General features: G+C 58.5%; 25 protein-coding genes. 6 read left to right on the forward strand and 19 right to left on the reverse strand.

Annotation, left to right across the window (positions count from 1 at the left end):
• Positions 1 to 32 precede the first annotated feature (32 nt).
• From JRZ79_RS25585 to JRZ79_RS25595, 3 genes are all read right to left on the reverse strand, one after another.
• Positions 33 to 617, reverse strand: coding sequence for a hypothetical protein (locus JRZ79_RS25585; RefSeq protein ID WP_049892767.1), 585 nt, complete (start codon positions 615 to 617; stop codon positions 33 to 35).
• A gap of 55 nt (positions 618 to 672) precedes the next feature.
• Entirely contained in the window at positions 673 to 1,068 is a 396-nt protein-coding gene (locus JRZ79_RS25590; RefSeq protein WP_049892769.1) for a hypothetical protein, read from the reverse strand.
• 73 nt (positions 1,069 to 1,141) lie between these two features.
• Positions 1,142 to 1,507, reverse strand: a complete 366-nt coding sequence (locus tag JRZ79_RS25595; protein ID WP_012289723.1) for a hypothetical protein — start codon at positions 1,505 to 1,507, stop codon at positions 1,142 to 1,144.
• A 132-nt stretch (positions 1,508 to 1,639) separates the two neighbouring features.
• On the opposite strand from JRZ79_RS25595, the gene JRZ79_RS25600 reads away from it, so the two are divergent.
• From JRZ79_RS25600 to JRZ79_RS25615, 4 genes are all read left to right on the forward strand, one after another.
• Positions 1,640 to 1,819 carry a hypothetical protein gene (locus JRZ79_RS25600; RefSeq protein WP_136361223.1) on the forward strand — a complete coding sequence of 60 codons (180 nt, stop codon included), beginning with the start codon at positions 1,640 to 1,642 and terminating at the stop codon, positions 1,817 to 1,819.
• Positions 1,820 to 3,025: 1,206 nt separating this feature from the next.
• Positions 3,026 to 3,421, forward strand: coding sequence for an MFS transporter (locus JRZ79_RS25605; RefSeq protein WP_136361222.1), 396 nt, complete (start codon positions 3,026 to 3,028; stop codon positions 3,419 to 3,421).
• A gap of 278 nt (positions 3,422 to 3,699) precedes the next feature.
• Positions 3,700 to 3,942 (forward strand): hypothetical protein, encoded by a 243-nt coding sequence (locus tag JRZ79_RS25610; RefSeq protein WP_168731181.1) that lies wholly within the window; start codon positions 3,700 to 3,702, stop codon positions 3,940 to 3,942.
• Between the two features lie 288 nt (positions 3,943 to 4,230).
• Entirely contained in the window at positions 4,231 to 4,452 is a 222-nt protein-coding gene (locus JRZ79_RS25615; protein ID WP_136361220.1) for a hypothetical protein, read from the forward strand.
• A gap of 223 nt (positions 4,453 to 4,675) precedes the next feature.
• Here JRZ79_RS25615 and JRZ79_RS25620 read toward each other — a convergent pair whose 3' ends face one another.
• From JRZ79_RS25620 to JRZ79_RS25635, 4 genes are all read right to left on the reverse strand, one after another.
• Positions 4,676 to 4,813 carry a hypothetical protein gene (locus JRZ79_RS25620; protein ID WP_168731180.1) on the reverse strand — a complete coding sequence of 46 codons (138 nt, stop codon included), beginning with the start codon at positions 4,811 to 4,813 and terminating at the stop codon, positions 4,676 to 4,678.
• Between the two features lie 2 nt (positions 4,814 to 4,815).
• Positions 4,816 to 5,361 carry a type II toxin-antitoxin system death-on-curing family toxin gene (locus JRZ79_RS25625; protein WP_136361219.1) on the reverse strand — a complete coding sequence of 182 codons (546 nt, stop codon included), beginning with the start codon at positions 5,359 to 5,361 and terminating at the stop codon, positions 4,816 to 4,818.
• A 28-nt stretch (positions 5,362 to 5,389) separates the two neighbouring features.
• Positions 5,390 to 6,379, reverse strand: a complete 990-nt coding sequence (locus JRZ79_RS25630) for a transcription initiation factor IIB family protein (protein WP_229373341.1) — start codon at positions 6,377 to 6,379, stop codon at positions 5,390 to 5,392.
• Between the two features lie 61 nt (positions 6,380 to 6,440).
• Positions 6,441 to 7,715 (reverse strand): IS4-like element ISH8B family transposase, encoded by a 1,275-nt coding sequence (locus tag JRZ79_RS25635; protein WP_010890432.1) that lies wholly within the window; start codon positions 7,713 to 7,715, stop codon positions 6,441 to 6,443.
• Between the two features lie 246 nt (positions 7,716 to 7,961).
• On the opposite strand from JRZ79_RS25635, the gene JRZ79_RS25640 reads away from it, so the two are divergent.
• The gene (locus JRZ79_RS25640; RefSeq protein ID WP_168731179.1) at positions 7,962 to 8,135 is read left to right on the forward strand and encodes a hypothetical protein; all 174 of its coding nucleotides are present in this window, start codon (positions 7,962 to 7,964) and stop codon (positions 8,133 to 8,135) included.
• Positions 8,136 to 8,395: 260 nt separating this feature from the next.
• Here the strand turns inward: JRZ79_RS25640 and JRZ79_RS25645 are convergent, their stop codons facing one another.
• Positions 8,396 to 9,022, reverse strand: a complete 627-nt coding sequence (locus JRZ79_RS25645; protein ID WP_229373322.1) for a hypothetical protein — start codon at positions 9,020 to 9,022, stop codon at positions 8,396 to 8,398.
• Between the two features lie 402 nt (positions 9,023 to 9,424).
• On the reverse strand, positions 9,425 to 10,597 hold the full coding sequence (locus JRZ79_RS25650; RefSeq protein WP_229373323.1) for a hypothetical protein: 1,173 nt from the start codon (positions 10,595 to 10,597) through the stop codon (positions 9,425 to 9,427).
• Between the two features lie 509 nt (positions 10,598 to 11,106).
• On the opposite strand from JRZ79_RS25650, the gene JRZ79_RS25655 reads away from it, so the two are divergent.
• Positions 11,107 to 11,643: a hypothetical protein gene (locus tag JRZ79_RS25655; protein ID WP_049892772.1), complete on the forward strand. Its 537-nt coding sequence runs from the start codon at positions 11,107 to 11,109 to the stop codon at positions 11,641 to 11,643.
• 204 nt (positions 11,644 to 11,847) lie between these two features.
• Here JRZ79_RS25655 and JRZ79_RS25660 read toward each other — a convergent pair whose 3' ends face one another.
• The 10 genes from JRZ79_RS25660 to JRZ79_RS25705 form a co-directional block, all read right to left on the reverse strand.
• Positions 11,848 to 12,747 (reverse strand): DNA-binding protein, encoded by a 900-nt coding sequence (locus JRZ79_RS25660; protein ID WP_012289724.1) that lies wholly within the window; start codon positions 12,745 to 12,747, stop codon positions 11,848 to 11,850.
• Positions 12,748 to 13,473: 726 nt separating this feature from the next.
• Positions 13,474 to 13,803, reverse strand: coding sequence for a hypothetical protein (locus JRZ79_RS25665; protein ID WP_010890450.1), 330 nt, complete (start codon positions 13,801 to 13,803; stop codon positions 13,474 to 13,476).
• A 31-nt stretch (positions 13,804 to 13,834) separates the two neighbouring features.
• Positions 13,835 to 14,347, reverse strand: a complete 513-nt coding sequence (locus tag JRZ79_RS25670; RefSeq protein ID WP_010890451.1) for a hypothetical protein — start codon at positions 14,345 to 14,347, stop codon at positions 13,835 to 13,837.
• The gene (locus JRZ79_RS25675; protein ID WP_010890452.1) at positions 14,348 to 14,650 is read right to left on the reverse strand and encodes a hypothetical protein; all 303 of its coding nucleotides are present in this window, start codon (positions 14,648 to 14,650) and stop codon (positions 14,348 to 14,350) included.
• Between the two features lie 71 nt (positions 14,651 to 14,721).
• On the reverse strand, positions 14,722 to 15,048 hold the full coding sequence (locus JRZ79_RS25680; RefSeq protein WP_049892774.1) for a hypothetical protein: 327 nt from the start codon (positions 15,046 to 15,048) through the stop codon (positions 14,722 to 14,724).
• On the reverse strand, positions 15,048 to 15,338 hold the full coding sequence (locus tag JRZ79_RS25685; protein ID WP_012289727.1) for a hypothetical protein: 291 nt from the start codon (positions 15,336 to 15,338) through the stop codon (positions 15,048 to 15,050). Before JRZ79_RS25685 ends, JRZ79_RS25680 begins: the two co-directional genes overlap by 1 nt.
• A gap of 73 nt (positions 15,339 to 15,411) precedes the next feature.
• Positions 15,412 to 15,957, reverse strand: coding sequence for a hypothetical protein (locus JRZ79_RS25690; RefSeq protein WP_136361217.1), 546 nt, complete (start codon positions 15,955 to 15,957; stop codon positions 15,412 to 15,414).
• A gap of 182 nt (positions 15,958 to 16,139) precedes the next feature.
• Positions 16,140 to 16,580: a hypothetical protein gene (locus JRZ79_RS25695; protein ID WP_010890455.1), complete on the reverse strand. Its 441-nt coding sequence runs from the start codon at positions 16,578 to 16,580 to the stop codon at positions 16,140 to 16,142.
• Between the two features lie 558 nt (positions 16,581 to 17,138).
• Positions 17,139 to 17,567: a low molecular weight phosphatase family protein gene (locus JRZ79_RS25700; protein ID WP_010890456.1), complete on the reverse strand. Its 429-nt coding sequence runs from the start codon at positions 17,565 to 17,567 to the stop codon at positions 17,139 to 17,141.
• 102 nt (positions 17,568 to 17,669) lie between these two features.
• A complete protein-coding gene (locus JRZ79_RS25705; protein WP_008444919.1) occupies positions 17,670 to 18,059 on the reverse strand; it encodes a metalloregulator ArsR/SmtB family transcription factor in 390 nt (129 codons plus the stop codon).
• Positions 18,060 to 18,226 lie beyond the last annotated feature (167 nt).

Here is an 18,226-nt window from a genome sequence, read left to right on the forward strand (position 1 = left end):
AAATCCTAATTATATAAATATGATTTGGGATTTTACTTGACGACCGCTTCGCCCCGGACCAATTCTGTGAGCGCGGCCTCGAGCGACCCGTGGAATTGCCAGTTTGCCCGTTCGAAAGCCTCGTCGGTCGGGCCGTCCCAGCGGGGGAATGCAGAGCGACCGCTCACTTTGACTGTCCACTCTGTCGGCTCGTCGAACGGGTTCTCCGTCGGGAGTTCCACGACGTAGAGATACTCCTCGTCGCCGTGAATGCCGTCATTTGGATCCTCGACACCGTGGCCCAGCAGGAACAGCGGCTGATCGAGGTGCTCCATGTTAGCCGGCTTAAGGAGATCCGCTGGCTGAGCCGCGTCGATCGTTCGCTCTGGGTCGCCATCCAGATAGAGGTCGACCGTCGAGAGCTTGTCGAGGAACATGAACGTCGCCGCTGTGTACCCCGGTCCGCGCTCGGCACGGGTCGCATCGAGAAGCGCTTTCAGCTGTGTGAGGTCCCGGAGAACGCTCCCCGGGTAGCCATCCGAATGCCGGTACACCTGCGCGACGCGGTCGGCGCTGCCATCTGTCTCACCAATCTGTTCGACTCGTTGGACGAATCGGAGTTGACTCCGTGTCGACATCGATACTCGCCGGCGCAGGAACAACACCACGCAGTCGTTGCGGGATTGCAATTCGCTACGCGAGATGTGATACCTCATCTGTTTCCTCTATATCTTCGAATTCATTACGTTCGACCGGTTCCCAGTCCTCCCCAGGTGCTGGACTCCACCAGTCGACCTTGTAGGTGCCCGGTGCGCCGAAGACCTTCACGCGCGCCGACCCATCAGGCAGGTCGCGGCGCAGTTTTTCATCAACGTGGAGGTTCCAGGTCGTGTCGGTATCGAAGCAGGCGAGCACGGCCTCCTCGTAGCCGCGTGTCTCTCGGGACTCTTGGAGTTCGACCTGGGTATTGCAGTTCTTGCAGAACACCCCCTCGAAGGGGATGTGAGTGAAGACCTCCTGCCCGCAGACGGGACACCAGAGGAACTCGAACAGTGCCTCACTGTGTCGGTCACGTACTTCGAGACTCATTGGTTGACTAACCCGGTCGTGCCGGGCCACCACCTCATGCCCGGCCGACAAACATCGCCCAGCGCTTACTCACTCACCGTTCGGTACCGTAGACGATGCGTGAGGGAGCTTCGTACCCACAATCGGGGCAGTCATACCACCGCTGGACTTTCGCCCCGTCTGCCGCCTTCTCGCCGACGCGAACGTCGACGTTCGGACACTTCGGACAGCTAAGGTCTGGAGCGGGACGCTCCCGGGGCTCGTCACGGAACGCCGTCGCGTCCTTCGTCTCGTACCCCCGCGACCACACCGGGTAGCCGTCGGCGATGATTGCTCCACGCCATTTGTACCGGGACGGGTCCGGGGCTCGATGCAGGACGGCTCGGGCACCGGTCTCGGTGTCTCGATAGGCGAGCGTCGGCGAGCGGCTCTCGCGTCGCCAGTTGGTGATGGGGGACATTCTTACTAGTGGACGTCAGCGGGCACGATCCAGAGTTCCTCACTACGCTGAGTGGGATATGCAGTTCCAAGAAGACGAAGTTTCGGTGTCGAGCCAAGAACAGCCTGGAACGGCACGCGGAACCCCGAAGAGATGAGCACCGAAGAAAAAGAAGAGTTCGGCATCAAGAAGGTTCTTCGGTCGGAAATAACTCATCAAGACGGAGAACTCCAAGCACAAACCACCACCGACGAAAAGGTATACATGGCGGAAAATCCGCCCCTGTCAGTCACCCATATGAGTACCGAGGAGAGTAGAGAACGCTGGGAATAACCTCCTCCGTATAACCAGCTATCGTTGGATGTCTCGCTGACTGAATTCCTTCTCTTGCGGTTTTGTATGGTGGTCCTGGTTACTCTGGACCGAGTGGTCCCATAGCCATATACAACAGCAGTAGAATGACCGCCCCGAGACCAGGAAGGAATACACTTGCCAGAAAGAGTGGCTCAAGCACTTCAGGTGGCCGCCAACCGAACACGACGACAACCACTAGGAATGCCGTTGAAAGCCAGAGTAACCATTGGACGGGATTCCGGAGCCGCGAATCGAAATCGATCTGCTCGCGAATCAACTGAACAACGCGGCTCATACGTTCTATTACTCTAACTTCCCACATCAAAGTTGTGATAAGAAAGCTGGACTGGAAGGTGACAGTCAAAGCTACAGTGTGGCCCGGTGCATTAACATCTCCTCGAGTACGTGTTCGCGGAAATCATCCAAGACGACCGTCCGCATATCCTGAATGCCACAACCTCGGTGGATGGAGTTATCCGCACTGTCATTTATAGCTGGGTTGGATGACTCGCTACACTTGAACCGTACTGAACGATAGTTTCGCTGACCGGGCTGGATGAAAAGACCATATTGAGACGACTATTAAGCAATGGAATTCTTCGATCCGTGTTGGTTAATCGGTAAGATCCTCCCTCGACTATTCGAGGCCGGGACCGTAGCGATCTCACTATAATTAAACAATTCACAAAGGATGCTTTGCAACATAAAATAGCAAATGGTGAACGCCTCACCAAGCGTGGTGTTCGGACTTGTGAAACCTCTGGTAAAATCAAGGCTGCAGATGCGTATATTGGTTTTGTAGGTCCTGGCTGTGGGAACCGTCATCAACAACTAAAATGGGAAGGCGGTTTCAATGACGGAGATAGCGGGTCTGTGGCATATCAGAAAATCGGATCTGCAAATGATACGGTAGGAATAGCAGGAACATGTAACTGAACCGACCCAAACCCCGTTGATCCAAATATATTCGACACGAAAAAGTACGAAATCAAACAAAGAGCGACCTCGCCGATGGAAAAAGCGTAGTGAGGCGATTCACAATCTGGGATGAGGAGGGTCGTTGTGCACAGACGTCACCTCCTCACTCCTCTCGAAAAATAGTCTCGATAAGCCGCTGCAGTCAGGCGATTCCGCTCTTAGCTAAAGACGAATGATCTACACGTATAAGAAGACAAAGTCCGTGGTATGAATCTCCGGTCACGGCTCCCGGAATCGTTTATCCTGAAGTACTACGGATACTCGATGGCTCGTTCGGCACACTTCTCAGTGGCCGTGTGGGTCGTGTTCCTTACATCCCGTGGGATCGACTTCTCACAGGTCGGGTTCCTTGACGGTGCGTTCTCGCTCGCACTGATCGCCTTCGAGGTTCCGACCGGGTACATCGGTGATCGGATCGGTCGGCGAAACAGCATCCTCGTGAGTATCGTTGTCTCGGCAGTCGCGTCTATCGGATTCGCCTTCTCGCACTCGTTCCCATTATTCGTCACGGTGTACGTCGGCCTCGCGGTCGCACAGACCTTCCGCTCCGGGACCGACACGGCATGGTTCTACGACGCACTCGGGGAACGACTTACCGAGTAGCGGTTCACCCACGTCAAGGGTCAAGCGAACGCGCTCGGATACGTCATGACGGCGCTCGCGGCGGTAGTGGGTGGATACGTCGGAAATATCAACCTCGCGTACCCGTGGATCATGGAGGGTGTCGCCTACCTGATCGGAATTCCCCTCGTGTTGAGTTTCCCGGAGACTGACATCACGGACGATGAGGGAAGTCGTTCCGGCTGCTCGACGCACTGCCGGCGATCAAAGAACAACTTCCGAAGCGACCGCTCCGGTCGTTCATCCTCTACACCGGCGTCTTGTACGGTGTCGCCGGCGCGATCAACTTCTTCGTCCAGCCGATCAGTGTGGACTTCAGCTTCAATCCGGACACGCTCGGGTGGCTGTTCGCCGGATTCACGCTCCTCTCGGCGGCGGTGAGTTACAACAGCGGGTGGATCAGGAGTCGGTTCGGTGTCGAACAGTGGTTCCGAGCTGCTCCGCTCGTGCTTGGGCCACGCTTCATACGCAAGTCCAACTACGAGCGGCTCAACCTCTGCTAGATACGCTGGGTAGCCGTACGGTCCCGGGTACGCTTCTGGATCCCAGCCGCGAATCCAGAGATACGTCTGCTCTTTGAGTTGGCTACCAACTCTGGACTCGAGGCGAATTTTATTCGAGCTTTGGGGGAGGCAAGTCGATAGTGCCACCTCCTGGCTTGAACAGGCGTTCCACGGCGATGGGCCGTGGGAAGGAGACAGCGATCACGGAGATTGTTCGAACTGCTAGAGCCTGGATAACCCCCACACTGGTAGTAAAAGCTTAAGATTGAGTGGTTCCAACAATAATTCATGCAAACAGAAACCGAGAAACGAGTCGTACGAATTGGTGGTCTGCTCCTCGTTCCAGTACTCGCATTTGTACTGTTCGTAGGAGCGGAAACCTTCGACGGAGGCATCGTCGGTACAGCTCTCATCGTGGCTGTCCCGATGGTCGTCTACGCAGCAGGCCTCCATTTCGTTCTGAAGGGGGTTTCAGATCAAACGAACGGACAAGACGCTAGTCCCACCTGATGTTCGCCTTCGTACACCGGACAAATAGCCGTGGCGGGGGCTGCTCCTGACGCTCCGATGCTCCCTGCTCGTCCCCAGTCCGGTCACGGGCGGCACTGAGAAGCCGCTCGCGAACAGAAGACTGACTACAGCAGTTCCCGACAGCGGTAGAGCCGATTGCTGGAATACCGATATCGCTCGACCGGCCGGCGTACTTGGTAGAACCCCCAGCTAAGAGATTGTACTACTCAGTCGCGAGTTCGTCGTATATTCCCTCGTGCTCGTCAAGGTCTTGGCGGCCGAGGAACCGGATGAGATACTGCCGTGCCTCTTCAGGGGTCATCTCATCGGGAATCTCGGGGTGGTCACTTTCAGCGGCCATCGTTACTCTTCACTAGGGGGGTCGTCGTCATAATCGTTCGGTTCGTTGGATCCCTGATCGACTGTGTCGTGGTCCGCCGGTAGCTGGTCTGTGCCTTCAATTCGTGCCAGCCACAGGTTGATGGTCGCCCCGTATTCCGGCGCCAGCGGCTCTGTGTGCGCTTGTAGATACTCGGTCACATCGTCCTCATCGACACTGCCCTCATCTGTCGCGAGCGCCTTCAGGATCTCTTTGACCTCCCGATCGTAGTCAAAGCGGCGGCCATTCAGCGCGTAGAAAATTCGGGTCGACATGAGAGCCGTTCGCTTGTTGCCATCGACGAATGGATGATTCGCCGCAGTGAGCCGCAACAGCTGAAATGCCTTTTCGTGAAGCGACTCGGGAACCTGGCCGAAATGGCCTTCCTGAATATGTTCAACCGTGTGTTCAATATCGCCTGGCGAGGCGACACCAGCGGTTGTCTCCGCATTTGACTCCACGATCAACTCGTGGATGTCACGGATATCAGCAGCCGATAGATAGCTGATTGATTCCGGATCCGCATCCATTGTCGATATCCTCTGTTACAACACTTATCTAACCCTTGCTTTTTCGAGATGCCGCTCGTGTCTGTGTAGTGCTCTTGATGCCGACTCGTTGTTCACCGTCCAACTGGTGTAGTGTGTCTCGATGGTTCCGAACCGTTGTCGTTGAGATGTTAGCCGCTCCCGAAACCTCGGATTGCGTCAGCCATCGCCCCTCCTCGCGACCGGCCTTGTAGAGGCAGGCCGCTGCGAACCCGGCCGGATGGACGCCCGTTGTAACGCCGCGCTCCTCGGCCTGCTCTGCGAGCTTTCGGGCCCGCTGCCGGATCTCGTCCGGACACTCGAGGTCTGAGGCGAGGCGCGGTACGAACATGCCGGGGGAGACGGGTTCAGCGGGAAGGCCCAGCCATTCGTTCAACGTTTTGTACGCGTTCGTGACCCGTGACTCCGCGACGCGGGCCATCTCGCTGACGTTGTCCACTAACCGCGAGCGACCGTTACACCGGCAGGCCCCGTAGACGCTGGCCGCGGTGATGGCCTCGATGGATCTGCCACGAAGCAGATCCTCGTTCTGGGTGCTCCGGAAGAGCTGACACGCCTGGTCGCGAACCGAATTGGAGAGTTCGAGGGCACTCGCCAACCGACGCACCTCGCCCAGCTCGTGGGCGAGATTCCGTTCTGCTTTCGACCGCCACCGACCCCGGGTCTGCTCACGGCGCATCCGCGCGAGTCGCCGTCGCTTCTGCCAAGAGAGTTCGTTCCCCTTCGCGTCGGTGCCGCGACCGATTTCCATCGACAGTCCGCGATCGTGGCGAGCCGCCGTGAGTGGGGCACCCGTTCGTTCGCACTCCTCGTCGTCGTACGCCCGCCACTCTGGCCCGTGGTCGATTCGCTGTTCGTCGATGACCAGGCCACAGTCCTCGCAGACCGTTTCGACCGCGTTCGTGGTGACCCGGCCGTCGCACTCGGGACACCGGTTCGCACTCGATTCCGTTCGGACGTCTTCGTCGAAGCCAGTTTCGTAGATGTCTCTGGTTGCCATCGTTCTCACCGTGATCGGGGAACCCGCCAGCACGGCGAACCCCTCACCCATTCGTCTTTAGTTAAGACTCACACCTCGGTTGTGTAGCGGTAGCGAGCGTCTCTTGTAAGATCGGTCGTTGCTTGTGGATCTTCTGTGCGTCCTCGATCAGCCGCTCCAACAGCGGCGGTGGCGAATAACCGAGGTGCTCACCGAGTTCGTGGAGGATGAGCTGGGCGTGCGACCGGAAGGTCGCCGCCCAGCGTTCCGGTGGAAACACGAGCTCATCATCCGCCTGCTCGGTGACCAGATCCAACAGATCACGGCTCACAAGCAGTGACAGCAACGCTGCGTACAGCAAGATCTTCACCACGTGCTCGTTGCTCGTGTCGAACTCGTCCAGGTCGTACTGCGTCTTCAACTCACGGAACAGCAACTCCACTTCCCACCGACACCGGTAGATCTGCGCTAAATCCGCCGGAAAGAACTCCTCTCGCGACAGATTTGTCACGTATAGATGGTAGTCGTCGGCGTCCTCGTCGCGGACGCCGACGACGCGGAACCGCTTCGTATCCAGCGACCGCGTCCCGTTGTACGGCCCGCGCTTGAACTCGACTTCGACTTCCACATCGATGTACGTCCGGTCGAGATCGTCGAGCACATCACGGAGTTGCTTGCCCTCCAAGGGAATGGCGCGGCCGCGCCATTCCCGTAATTCATCCGTAATCACCGGATTCGCGTTCTGTTTCAGCCGGCTCACGAAGGAGCCGCCGTTCTCGTCGATCCGCGCAAACCGTCGGTACTTGAAGTACGCGAGGTCGAACAATACGAGGCGGTTCTCAAGCCACGACCCTGTCTTGAACAGCGTGCTGTCGTGTGCTTTCTCGTCGGTAACGTCGATCCGTTCAATCGTCTGTTCAGTGGCATTGTGGAGCAGGTGGAGCTTCGCTCCAGCCTGCTCCTCGTGGCGGGCTTCGAACTGATCAGCGAGAAACTCGTGTAACCGCAACACCGTTCCATCAGCGATCATTACATCACTGAATCGGTCGATGTCAACGTCAACAGTGTCGGGAACAGCGACCTCGTCGAGACCGTGCTCGACGAGGTCGCGGAAGTACTCCGCGAGCGTCGGCGTCAACCGCTGATAGAACCCACCCGGTGAGATCGGCTCGTCAGCTGTGGAGTTGTAGCTGCGTCGAAACCCTGCGAGTGTTCGGCGTTCGCCTGCGGCGAAGCCGAACACGAATGCCCAGACGAAGACGGGAATCTGGAGCTTGCGGTCGCGTTCGACCACGCCGAGTTCCTCGGCGTGCTCTTCGAGGAACTCGGAGGGAAACAGTGTAGTGAGCCGACGCATAATCCGTGATGAGGAGGTTTCGTTGTGCACACTCGACACCTCCTCATTCCTTCCGAAAAGTAGCCTCGATAAGCCGCCACTGTCACGCGGTTCGTCTCCTAACTAAAGACGGATGCTGACTCACTTTCCCAGGCAATCCACGACCAGCTTCTGGAACTTCTTCAGGGAGGAGAACTCGACGGGGAACCCACCGAAGACGAGATCGCGGAAGCTACCAGCGAGGTCATTGAGGCTGTTGGGGATAGTATGTACCAGCAGGTCCGCGAGGATGACGAGGGATTGCGACGGCTCTATGAAACCAAGGCAGAATTTCAACGCGGGATCGAAGATCGCTGGGAGGAACCTTTGGAATTGCTTGAACGGTTCATTATCTGGTCGCAGGAAACGGGTGATACAATTAACCCGGAATATCGGCTCTAGGCAGCTCAGGAACAGGACTTCGTCTTTGACGCTCTAACTCGACTTCACGCACGGGCAGTACAGGTCGCGATGGAGATCCACCACCTGCTCAAAGGCGGATTTGCTGATGGAGCCTTTGCCCGGTGGCGGTCCCTGGGTCGGTCCGGCACCCGGCAAAAAAGAGGGTTGCCTCGACTGGGTATACTTCCCACCACCGACCGCGCTCTGGGAATTCGATCCTGCTCCAGCGACCGTCAGTCCCAGTCTCTGTCCACGAAGAATCAGCGCTGGCACGGCCGTGCTAGTCGTCGCAGAATGCGCTTCCCGTTCGAACGGACGAACGCAAGGCCACCGACTTTCGACTCGTCGAGGGCGTACCTTTTCGCAGTATCGCTCGTGTCAGTATCGACTGGATAGATGATCCCGTCGTCAGTACCGAAATCGAGCACTTCACGGATGCGTGACTCGGTCAAATCGCACGCATCGGCGAGTTCGGTGACAGTTTTCGGGCCCTGTTTCAGCTCTTCGATGACGAGGTGAGCGTGGTTCATCACCAGCATTACCTCGCTGGCGTTCATATCGCCAGGTTCGTCGCTACTAGTGCTATCGGCGAAGTCCGCGCGGGCATCGAAGAGGAACCAGACGCCGATCAGCGCGGTCAGCGCCGGGAACCATACTGGACCGCCTGTTCCGGTGGTCGCAGTGAGTTCCCAGCCGAGCCACGCGAGACTGGCGACCGTGATGAACGCGCCAAGGCCAACGCCGACCCAGCGGCCATCGACAGTCGGCGTTTCTCTGAGAATCGAGATCGCCTCCACGAACGCGAGGCCAAAAGCGATGACGAGTACTGTCCCGACATCATTCGTGACGCCATAGACGAGGGCGAGAAACGCGACGAGCGAGAGCACGTATCGGGTCGTGAGCTGTTCGCGGGCGGTGCGACTGAGACTGGAGCCCATACGTGCACCACAGTCAGGAGTCCTATTATGATACTGGTCAAAGACGTTCTCACTAGCCGGGAGAGTTTGCGGGATATCAAGCGGTGAAGACCGCTTCGGCTCTGTTAAAATCCCCAGGAAAGATACATTTTGACCGCCTGTGGTCAGTACAGGTGAATCACGGATCGCTCAATACATACGTCGTAGCGAACAGAATGCTGGAAGAGACCCCTTCTATCGTAGACCTACCCGAGAGGAATATAGCTGTCAAGAGACACCTAAGCGGGAGGAACACAATGAGTGAACGATCCCAAACCAGTTGGTGAGGTTCTAGCCATGGATCCGTCCGTGGAACTCGCTCACGAACCGCTCTCAGGGATCTCGGTAAGCTCGTTCGAACCCTTTCGTGTCGGTCAAGCGCCGAATTTCAATGGTCTCTCCCGTTGCCCGCTCAATTTGGAGGATGAGGTCCTTGTCGGGCAGTCCGAGCGACGAGCGCCACAGCGGTGTCGGATCGGTCGCCGAAACGGAGCGAATATCCTCCACAGGAGCGACCCATTGTACCGTGTTAAGGTACGTGTCATAAGCAACGATACCATTGTCGTAGAGACGATACTCAACGTGGCTCTCCCCGATCCACATGACGAGCGCCGACGCAGGTAGGATGAGGAACACGGGAAGCAGGACAACCATCACAAGGACGAGCCAGACAGCGCGAGCCGAGATCGCGAGTATCCCGGAAAGTAGCATGACTGAGAATCCAGCGTCGAGTGCGTAAGCGAAGCCGCCACCGAAGGCATGCTGGCGCACGCCTCGTTTGTCATGAGCGAAAGTTGTGTATGGCTGTCCACGGGGAGCCGAAACCGGGCGGTCTACCGCGTCGCCCTCGATTACTGGGAACCACGGTCCGAGACCAGCTTGCCGGCAGTCGAAGAGCACCCACGGTGCGGCTACGGCCATCGCTGCGACCATCGTCGTGGCAGGGGTAGATACCGCCGAGAGGACGGCAACAGCGCCACCTGAGAGGAGAGCAACCAAGAGGAGGCTGCGGTTACGACGGATCCGCCGTGACGACGCGGTTTCGTAGACTCCTGCCGACTCACGCGCCTGAATGAAGACAAAGTGCTTCGCGGCGATGATGCCAATTCCTGGTATGGCAAGTACACTGAGCGTGCCCGAGGGGGAGAACAACCATACCGGAAACGCCACGACAAGCAATGGGTAGAGGATAACACAACTTTCGACGACATACGGAATATTCCGTGGATACACCGGCGGCATTGAACCCGGAACTGGGACCCGACCGCGCTTGTCCACGACCGCATCGTGGAGATCTTTAAAGAGATTGTACGGGTCCGTCGCAGGAGGAGAGCCGGTCTGGGGGCGGCCAGCGGCCAAGCGTTCGTAGAGGATACGGATCATGGTGAGGGCTGCGTCTATGATGAAGAGACACGCCACAGTCAAGCGACTTCCAGAAAGTGTAGCGATAGCGACGACCACGAGATGCGAGGCGAAAATGAATTCGAGGGGACAAGTTCGGTCCATCAGAGGCCTGATGTTCGCAGAGCGAATATGTGTAACTATTTGCTTAGTGGGGAATATATTCTCCGGCTCACACCTGTTATTTCTATCCAGTGGCTCTGTTGAAACTCTATCCTTCTGACACATTCTTTCCTGTAACATCTAGTCGCTGAAGAGTGCGGAGTACTGCTACCGTTGAGCAATCGCAGCAGCGGTAACCATCACCAACCATGTGCCGATTGCAAGCACCCACGCACCCGGGCTACTAATGTAGGTCAGAGCTTCCTCTGTTGGGTACAGAATGAACACCCACGGTGGGAGACCGATTACGATACAGGCGAGAAACAGAGCAGAATACCGAGCCAGTTCGCTATCAAAATAATCCACAACCACTCTATTAGAGACTTGTCAGGGAGTATTGTTAAGCCTTCCTGGCAGGTGAGTCCCCTGTACGGACCAGAACCCAGGTCAGATATATCACTTTCTGATTATTTCAACAAAGCCGAATTCTTCAAACAGCCCTCAGTAACGGTGTGACCGATACAGAGGGTCCAGACAGTACGACGATAGCCCTCCCTGTCGTGGCGGACGCCTCTTTCCATCCGTGGAATGATCTCATCGAGGAGGAGGTCGACCTACTCGCGCTTGACGATGAACTGATCCCGAAGCGGCGTCAGGATTGTCTTTGTATTATTGATGCCTCGTACGCCCCAAATGTACTGATCGCTCCGGTCCTCATTGGGCTCGAGACTGGATACATGGCAGTTCACGTCGTGAGTATCACAGTACGCACAAAGTGCCTGCATCAAATGATCACGATACGTCTCGGTGACCTCGATCCTCGGCTGAAGTCGATGGTCGACTCGATACTCACTATTCTGGTTTACTTTCACGCCAATCCATCCTTCTGCGTCAAGGGTTCCAGTCAACTGTTCGTGGGTGATTCGGAGCATTGGTGCAAGTTCAAAGCCGGTGCTGTACCGCTCTCGGTCGGCAATTGCGATGCGGATACAGCCTTCGCCGTCGAAGACGCCAGGGAACCACGCATCGAAATCGTGGGTCTCGGGTGAACTGTTGGACATCGCGCTGCGCCCATCGGTGACGCGGATAAACTCTCCTTGCGACTCATCGGTCACCCAGAGGAGGCCATCTCACCCCCCATCATACACCACGGTCGTGGCTGCGCGCGCAGCGAAGCGAGCACGGAGCGGAGGGTGGGGCGGTGGGGTCTGGGTCGGCCCGGCCCACAGCAAAAAAGAGGTTGCGTCAGTTGGCTATGCTTCCCACCAGCGGCCGCGCTCGGGGAAGTGAACTGTGCTCCAGCCGGTCAGAGCCACCGAGACGCGTCCGTTGTACCAATTCTTCGCCGCTCCGTGAATACGAACGTGCTCGCCCTCCTCAATCCAGGGTTGTTCGCTCGCAACCCAGCTGGTGAACTTCGTTTTTCCGCTCTCGTCCTCGATGAGTCCCACTTGAGAAATGGCTGCACTCGACGGTTTCCACAACCGGGTCACAGTACCTTCGATGCTCACTTCTTTACGATTGACGTCCTCGAGCTTCCCGATGGGAATCACCGTCCCAGGTGCCGTCTGCAACTCCTCGAACACGCCGACGACCGCACTCGTCACGTCCTTCCCACCGACGACGGCTTCACCCAGCCGCCGACCAATCGCCGCTCGCGACCAGCCATCCAGCTTTTCAGCCAACCGCATCGACTGCTTGTTCACCGCCGCCAACTGCTCCTGCGTGAGCTCCGCTCGGGGATCATCTCGTTCGGGGTCGGCCATCGGGTCCACGCTCGCAGCCCGTGTCTGGAACTCAGCACGCCGCACAGCGCTCCGCTTCGCTGCAATATCTCGCGTGCGCTGCTCCCGACCGTCCTGCGTTCCCAGCTCGGCCTGGGCACTGATGCGCTCCAGTTCGGCTTCCCGCGCCCGAATGCGCTCCTCCTGTTCGAGGGTGACGCCGTGAATCCGGTCTTCGCTCGTGTCCGCGATCCCGTCCGGGTGGTTCGCATCCACCTTCGCCTGGGTCTCCTGTTCGACCGCCGCCTCGAACTCCGGCGTCTCGTCGACGACCGGGAACCCGTCTTCATCGGCCGCCTGCTCGCCCGCGTTCTCGAATGCCTGTTCATCGACCGAAACGACCTTTCCGCTAGCGTTGTTACTAGACATTGGGTACTCACCGTACCTGTGAAGGCGCTCACGCGCCGCCACCGCGATGCTCCTACATCGCGGTTTTCCGACGACAACGACCGACAGAACCATCTGCGCGCTCTCGCTCGCGCCTTCGCGAGCGCCCTACCGGGCGCGAGCGAGAGCGCGCCTACATGAGGTGATCCCCAACCAGCACCGCGCGCCGACCCGCCCGGAGCAAGCGGCCAGCGCATTCCCCGTTCGCCGCGACGCAACCACGTCCGTCGCGGGCGGCTTCGCCGAGGTCCGCAGGACCCGAACGGGTGAAGCGCTGGCGTCGAGGGCACATGCACTTTAGCCCGGAACGCCGAGCTTGCTCGGCGCAGCCCGGAATGGTCGGTCGCGAGCGACGCGGAGGTCCCGCGAACGGAGTGAGCGGGACGCCGGTGAGCATAGCTCACCGGAAGGCGGCAGCGGCGAGCGGGGCGGGCCGATACGTACACACCTGTCCAGCCGACCACGTCGCCCGATGAGCAATCAACAGTCCTGTCGAACTCGGAAAGGGCGAGACCGCTTCGGTTACCGGGAGACGATGTCTCCCGAACCCACGGCGCTTCGCGCCGTGAACGTCCCCCAACCCCGCAAGCACCGCAGGCACGAGGCGCGCAGCGGCGTCCTCGTGAGCGACGCGAACGAGGGCCAGCGAGACGTAGTCTCGCGCGGTCGCGGGACGTCGAGCGGCGGAGGGCTTTCAGAGATTGTGTTTCAATCGTCATGCTGCGCGTTCAATTCTGTCAGGAACTGGCTGGCTGCTGTCCCGATACGAACACCGTCGACGTTGTGCATCTCGAGGTCGTGCGTGGCAGTCCGAAAGGGGTAGTGGTCGACGAGGACGCGCTGAATAACGGTTCGGACAGGATCGGTCCCGTACCGATCGACGACAGTCGCCATCATCTCGTCGAGATGCGCGTCCCGGTGCTCCGTCCGGGGGTGCTGTGCGCGTTCGAGGACGAGTTCGACCACGTCGTCAACTGATGCGTGCTCGGGATCCCCCGTTTGCTCACGAACGTCGTAGAGAGCGTCGTTATCGGGCATTCCTGTTCACTCCGAAGTATCCTTCTCGGTGTCAGGGCTCCTCGAACAACGATCGGGCCCGTTGCACGTAGCTGTTTGCGTCCCAGCTACGGGCGTCGCTGATTGCATCGAGGAGTACCCGCGCATCAGCAGCAGATAGGTGTTCAGTTCGAACGAGAACCGAGAGCAGCGTCGGTGTCGTGACGAGTCGGGTATCAGCGAGTGAGGCGTGGATCAAGCCAAGTTGATTGAACTCGTCACAGAGGAAGAGCGCAGCCTCGAGATCGTTCGCGAGGGTGACTGCCGCGTTTTCGCCGTCATCGAGCGGAAACTCGGCATCGAGGTCCACCGACTGTGTCGTGAATGCATCCACCCGGTCAAGGACGGCGGACGCCGCGTGTCCATGGACGTCATCGTAGGAGGCGATCTCTCGGAGCTCATCGATGACCGTCGTTGGGACGACGACCTTGTACCGGGAGAGACAGAGTGCGAGTGGATCGGGGTCGTTGTCAGCAACGATGCCGAGACTCACGAGGGCGGAGGCGTCTGCGATACACCGCGACATCTATGCGTCGGCGACCTCGTCGATGAAGTCCTCGTCCAGTTGCTGTTTCAACACGCGGATGTTTGCCGCTTCTTCGGCGCTGACGAGGGCTTTGAGCTGCTCGAAGCTGATCTCGTCGTCATAATAAGCGGCGGCGATCTCCTGGGTGAGTGTGTCGTCATGAGCGGCGTCTTGGAGGTACTCCCGAAGCGCGGTCACGAGGACATCTGTTCGGTCTTCCCCGAGGACTGCGGCCAGTGCGTCGGCCCGATCGATGAGCCGATCGGGGGCCCGAAACTGCACGCGCTTCTTCTCGGTGCTCATAATGTGTACAATGTGAGCCAGCCCACTTAGCCGTTTTCGTGTGTACGATGTGAGCCAAGTTCGAACAAGTATCACTCGGCCACGAGATGCTCCGTGAGGTCACGCGTCCAGTACGTCGCGAGCCCACCAGGGCTACAGCGAGCACACAGTTGCAACGGGCCTTCCAGATGCCCCAGTTCAACGCGGAACCGCGTCAGTGCCGCGAGCGTGTCGACGACCAGCCCACAGCCGTCACAAGCGTAGTCATCGCGCTCGTCGGGATTCGGCTCCGTCTGAATCGCGCAGTCGACGCAGATCGGGTGGGTGACCCGGTCGTCCTGGCCCCACGTATGCGCCTCGCCAGCCTCGGCGCCGGGCGGGGCGTCGCAGAACGCACAGCCAACGAGCGTCTGCTGCATCACTCGTCCCCAGCGTCGGCGTCGCGGCCGGCCGTCCAGCCGCGGTGGAAGACGGCCAGCTGCGTCGATGAGTCGAATGCGGCGCCGCTCGGCTCGTGGGCCAGGACACGGTCTTCGGGAACGGGTGTAACGATGTCCGCGTCGACGAGGTCGCTAACCAGGCGCTGGGCCGTCGCGTCGTCGATGTCCGCCGTGTCGACGCCGGCGGCGTCGCGGTCCTGGGCGAACTGTTCCTTCTCGAACTGTTCGTGGTCGGCACTCGTGTCGTCGTGCGGATCGGGACCAGGCATGGTAAGTCACGCCGCGCACGCTGTCGCGCGCTGCACGCCTCCCGGCGCCGACAAACAGTCAGGAGTGACAGCGTCAGTCCGGTCGCGGGTCGCGATAGCCGATGACGGCGACGTCGTCGATGAACAGGACGCCCTTCATGAAGTCGAGTTTGGTCAGGCTGTGCTGGTAGAGGTTATGCCGGCCAAGGTAGTTCACCGGCACCACCAGACAGCCGAACTCGATTTTCGGCCGACCGTCCTTCTGGGTGCGGTACCCTTTCTGGAACTTGAGGAGGTCGTCGCTGACGTTCTTCCGCTCGCTTTTCTCAACCTCGATGGCGATGCGAGCGTTGGCGTCATAGAGGTCGACGCTGTAGTTAAACCCCTGATGCGACCAGAGCTTGCAGTTTGGGTTGTAGCCGCCGGCGGCGTCCCCTTCGTACTCGTACTGCGAGAGCCCGTCAGCGATTTCGGCATCGAACGCCCCGACCTCCGTGTGCTTCGTCGAGCCGTCGAAGACGCTTGTCGGGACGGCTTCGACGGCCGCCTGAATCGACGCCACCGACTCATCCGGAAACACCTCGGACGAGGTTTGGGTCCGGCGCCCGCTTAGTTTGGGGACCTCCTCGACGACGACCATACTCACTCTCGAGGAGTAGCGGCCGGATAAAACCCGTCGCGACGGCCATTCGAGTCGACCGGCCGCCAGGCTTCACTCACTCGAGTATCAGGGCGGTGGGCGGGGGTGAGGGAGTGTACCCAGCCTCAATGTTAACCAACACGGTGCCGGTTTGGGCCGGGACTATTGGTTAAGACTAGCCGCTATAGAGTTCGGAGCTCTCGAACTGGCTTCACGACGAAGGTGTCTGGCTCGCTGGCTGCTCCCTCACCTGATCGTCCCGCCGTCGTCGAGGGCGACTGTGTGAGTTGGGCGATGAGCTCGTCGCGAACGTTCCGTCGAGGAACGGTGGTCTCGTGCCAGCCCAGCCGGTCGTCGAAGTGCCGTTTCTGGAACTGCTCGCCGACCTCGTCGGCGACGACGTACTGCGTCCGCGTCGACTGCCCGACCTGCCGTGAGACGAAGACGGCGCCGCTCGGCTCGTGTGTGAGCTCGACGAGAGTACACTCCACGAGGGCAACGACCGACGCGTGATCCCGGTCGGTCGAGACCACCACCTCAAGGTCTGCCCACGACACCTGGTCGTCGGGGATAGTTTCTGCGTGATGCGCTGACTGTGTCTCGCTGCGTCGTTCCGAAGCCATCGTCTATCGGGGGGACCTGATGCGCCCCACCACCCCCTCGCGGGGGCAACAGACACCACCGGAACGCACCCGCTCAATCTATGCACTAAATCTGATACTTCCGTAGTTCCGCTAACTCTGTGACGGCCCCTCGGCCTGAGAGAGCCGGCGGCCTTCGTACACTGCATATCGCCTCTTTCTTTGGACGAAATCCGCGATATGCAAGACGTTATGACGGTCTCAAATCTCAGAAGAACCCCGTCGGGCTGATTTGAGGGCGTAGAAAATACCTCGACGAGTTCAGGAATAATCCCGTGATCTCTAAAATTGCTCGACGACAGGGTAACGATGGCAATATCGGGCGTATCTGGATTACTCCGGTTCGATAGGTCACCTGTTCTGAGATCCTCGAGGTCTCCCAGCGAGGCACTTCGAATCGAGAAAAACCCCGATTCCCTCGATACTGGTCGTGTTAGCCGTTAAAATTGCTCGACGAGGATTCTACACAATCTGGTTCTGTTCTACAATCTAATACTAGAAAAACTGAGGTGTGGCTCTTTGAATATTCGTGATTAGCTGTTAGTCGTCGGGATTGAACTCGTCGAACAGGTCTACAACGCGCTGTTCGATATCGTCCCGAATCTCCCGAACCTGTTCCATCTCTTGACCATCGGGATCGTCGAGCGCCCAGTCACGGACATCGACCGTTTCTGCATCGAGTTCGAGCGTCGAGCACCCCATAGTCGCGACGATGTCGCACGATTCCAGTTCATCAGTCGAGACTTCTCGCGGCGTTCGCTCGGAGAGGTCGAATCCTTCCTCACCCATTACTTCGACCACTTCCTCGTGAACGTGGTCGGCTGGATGGGTCCCTCCAGTAAGAATTTCGACGCTATCCTCGAGATCACGTCGTTCTCGCTCTCGTTCCGCAAACGCTGTCGACATCTGGCTGCGCCCAGCGTTCTGTACGCACACGAATCCGAATTTCGTCGTCGAATCAGCAGACATACTTATTCGACTCTTTGTCGCGGTCTTTAGGCCTCGTATGAGTACTATATATACCACCAACTTCCTCAATAGACTTGCCAGGTGTCCTCGTGCGGCGCTGTCTCATCTGCGGGATCCGTTCAGTGCGACAAGGAGCGCGTCGCCCCGCATGGTAGTCTGGTACTTTCGCCATTTCCCGTCTTTCCGGCGAGTCACGAGTCCAGCCTCAGTGAGTTGAGAGAGTGAATGACTAATCGCGCTGTCACTGACATCCAGAAGCGGTGAAAACTCACAGACACAGAGCTCTTCACCGGCTATGTGGAGGATTCGGATAATCTTGTATCGTGTCTCGTTAGCAAGGGCTGATAATACACCTACGTCCGCCTCAAGTGCAGGCCCACCAGCTGCGGCGTCAAGCTCTTCAAGCTCATCCAGCCGTTGTGCCACCTCTTCATCACCACAGCCACCGCGTTCGTCTGTAAGATATCGTTGTAACCGCTCGGTCGATGACATGGCTCTGATTTAAGCATATAATAAAGTAAGTGTTGTGTACGGAGCCACGGGTCTCTAATTGAGATCGCACATTTGGCTGCTTAGTATACGGTCGCCCATCTTAACGAATAGACAATCGTTCGTTCGAAGAAAGCAGAAGATTAGTACGGTGTTTTGACGCCTTTGGT

The organism is Halobacterium sp. BOL4-2, assembly GCF_016917835.2.
Classification (GTDB): Archaea; Halobacteriota; Halobacteria; order Halobacteriales; family Halobacteriaceae; genus Halobacterium; species Halobacterium salinarum.

Excerpts from the sequence above, each read along its gene's own strand:
- JRZ79_RS25690 (WP_136361217.1), bottom strand. The coding sequence starts at position 15,957 with ATGGTCGTCGTCGAGGAGGTCCCCAAACTAAGCGGGCGCCGGACCCAA.
- JRZ79_RS25630 (WP_229373341.1), bottom strand. The coding sequence starts at position 6,379 with ATGGCAACCAGAGACATCTACGAAACTGGCTTCGACGAAGACGTCCGA.
- JRZ79_RS25620 (WP_168731180.1), bottom strand. The coding sequence starts at position 4,813 with ATGGCCGCTGAAAGTGACCACCCCGAGATTCCCGATGAGATGACCCCT.
- JRZ79_RS25675 (WP_010890452.1), bottom strand. The coding sequence starts at position 14,650 with ATGAGCACCGAGAAGAAGCGCGTGCAGTTTCGGGCCCCCGATCGGCTC.
- JRZ79_RS25700 (WP_010890456.1), bottom strand. The coding sequence starts at position 17,567 with ATGTCTGCTGATTCGACGACGAAATTCGGATTCGTGTGCGTACAGAAC.
- JRZ79_RS25665 (WP_010890450.1), bottom strand. The coding sequence starts at position 13,803 with ATGCCCGATAACGACGCTCTCTACGACGTTCGTGAGCAAACGGGGGAT.
- JRZ79_RS25705 (WP_008444919.1), bottom strand. The coding sequence starts at position 18,059 with ATGTCATCGACCGAGCGGTTACAACGATATCTTACAGACGAACGCGGT.
- JRZ79_RS25685 (WP_012289727.1), bottom strand. The coding sequence starts at position 15,338 with ATGCCTGGTCCCGATCCGCACGACGACACGAGTGCCGACCACGAACAG.
- JRZ79_RS25595 (WP_012289723.1), bottom strand. The coding sequence starts at position 1,507 with ATGTCCCCCATCACCAACTGGCGACGCGAGAGCCGCTCGCCGACGCTC.
- JRZ79_RS25625 (WP_136361219.1), bottom strand. The coding sequence starts at position 5,361 with ATGGATGCGGATCCGGAATCAATCAGCTATCTATCGGCTGCTGATATC.
- JRZ79_RS25600 (WP_136361223.1), top strand. The coding sequence starts at position 1,640 with ATGAGCACCGAAGAAAAAGAAGAGTTCGGCATCAAGAAGGTTCTTCGG.
- JRZ79_RS25640 (WP_168731179.1), top strand. The coding sequence starts at position 7,962 with ATGTACCAGCAGGTCCGCGAGGATGACGAGGGATTGCGACGGCTCTAT.
- JRZ79_RS25605 (WP_136361222.1), top strand. The coding sequence starts at position 3,026 with ATGAATCTCCGGTCACGGCTCCCGGAATCGTTTATCCTGAAGTACTAC.
- JRZ79_RS25635 (WP_010890432.1), bottom strand. The coding sequence starts at position 7,715 with ATGCGTCGGCTCACTACACTGTTTCCCTCCGAGTTCCTCGAAGAGCAC.
- JRZ79_RS25615 (WP_136361220.1), top strand. The coding sequence starts at position 4,231 with ATGCAAACAGAAACCGAGAAACGAGTCGTACGAATTGGTGGTCTGCTC.
- JRZ79_RS25680 (WP_049892774.1), bottom strand. The coding sequence starts at position 15,048 with ATGCAGCAGACGCTCGTTGGCTGTGCGTTCTGCGACGCCCCGCCCGGC.
- JRZ79_RS25660 (WP_012289724.1), bottom strand. The coding sequence starts at position 12,747 with ATGTCTAGTAACAACGCTAGCGGAAAGGTCGTTTCGGTCGATGAACAG.
- JRZ79_RS25670 (WP_010890451.1), bottom strand. The coding sequence starts at position 14,347 with ATGTCGCGGTGTATCGCAGACGCCTCCGCCCTCGTGAGTCTCGGCATC.
- JRZ79_RS25585 (WP_049892767.1), bottom strand. The coding sequence starts at position 617 with ATGTCGACACGGAGTCAACTCCGATTCGTCCAACGAGTCGAACAGATT.
- JRZ79_RS25695 (WP_010890455.1), bottom strand. The coding sequence starts at position 16,580 with ATGGCTTCGGAACGACGCAGCGAGACACAGTCAGCGCATCACGCAGAA.
- JRZ79_RS25590 (WP_049892769.1), bottom strand. The coding sequence starts at position 1,068 with ATGAGTCTCGAAGTACGTGACCGACACAGTGAGGCACTGTTCGAGTTC.
- JRZ79_RS25650 (WP_229373323.1), bottom strand. The coding sequence starts at position 10,597 with ATGGACCGAACTTGTCCCCTCGAATTCATTTTCGCCTCGCATCTCGTG.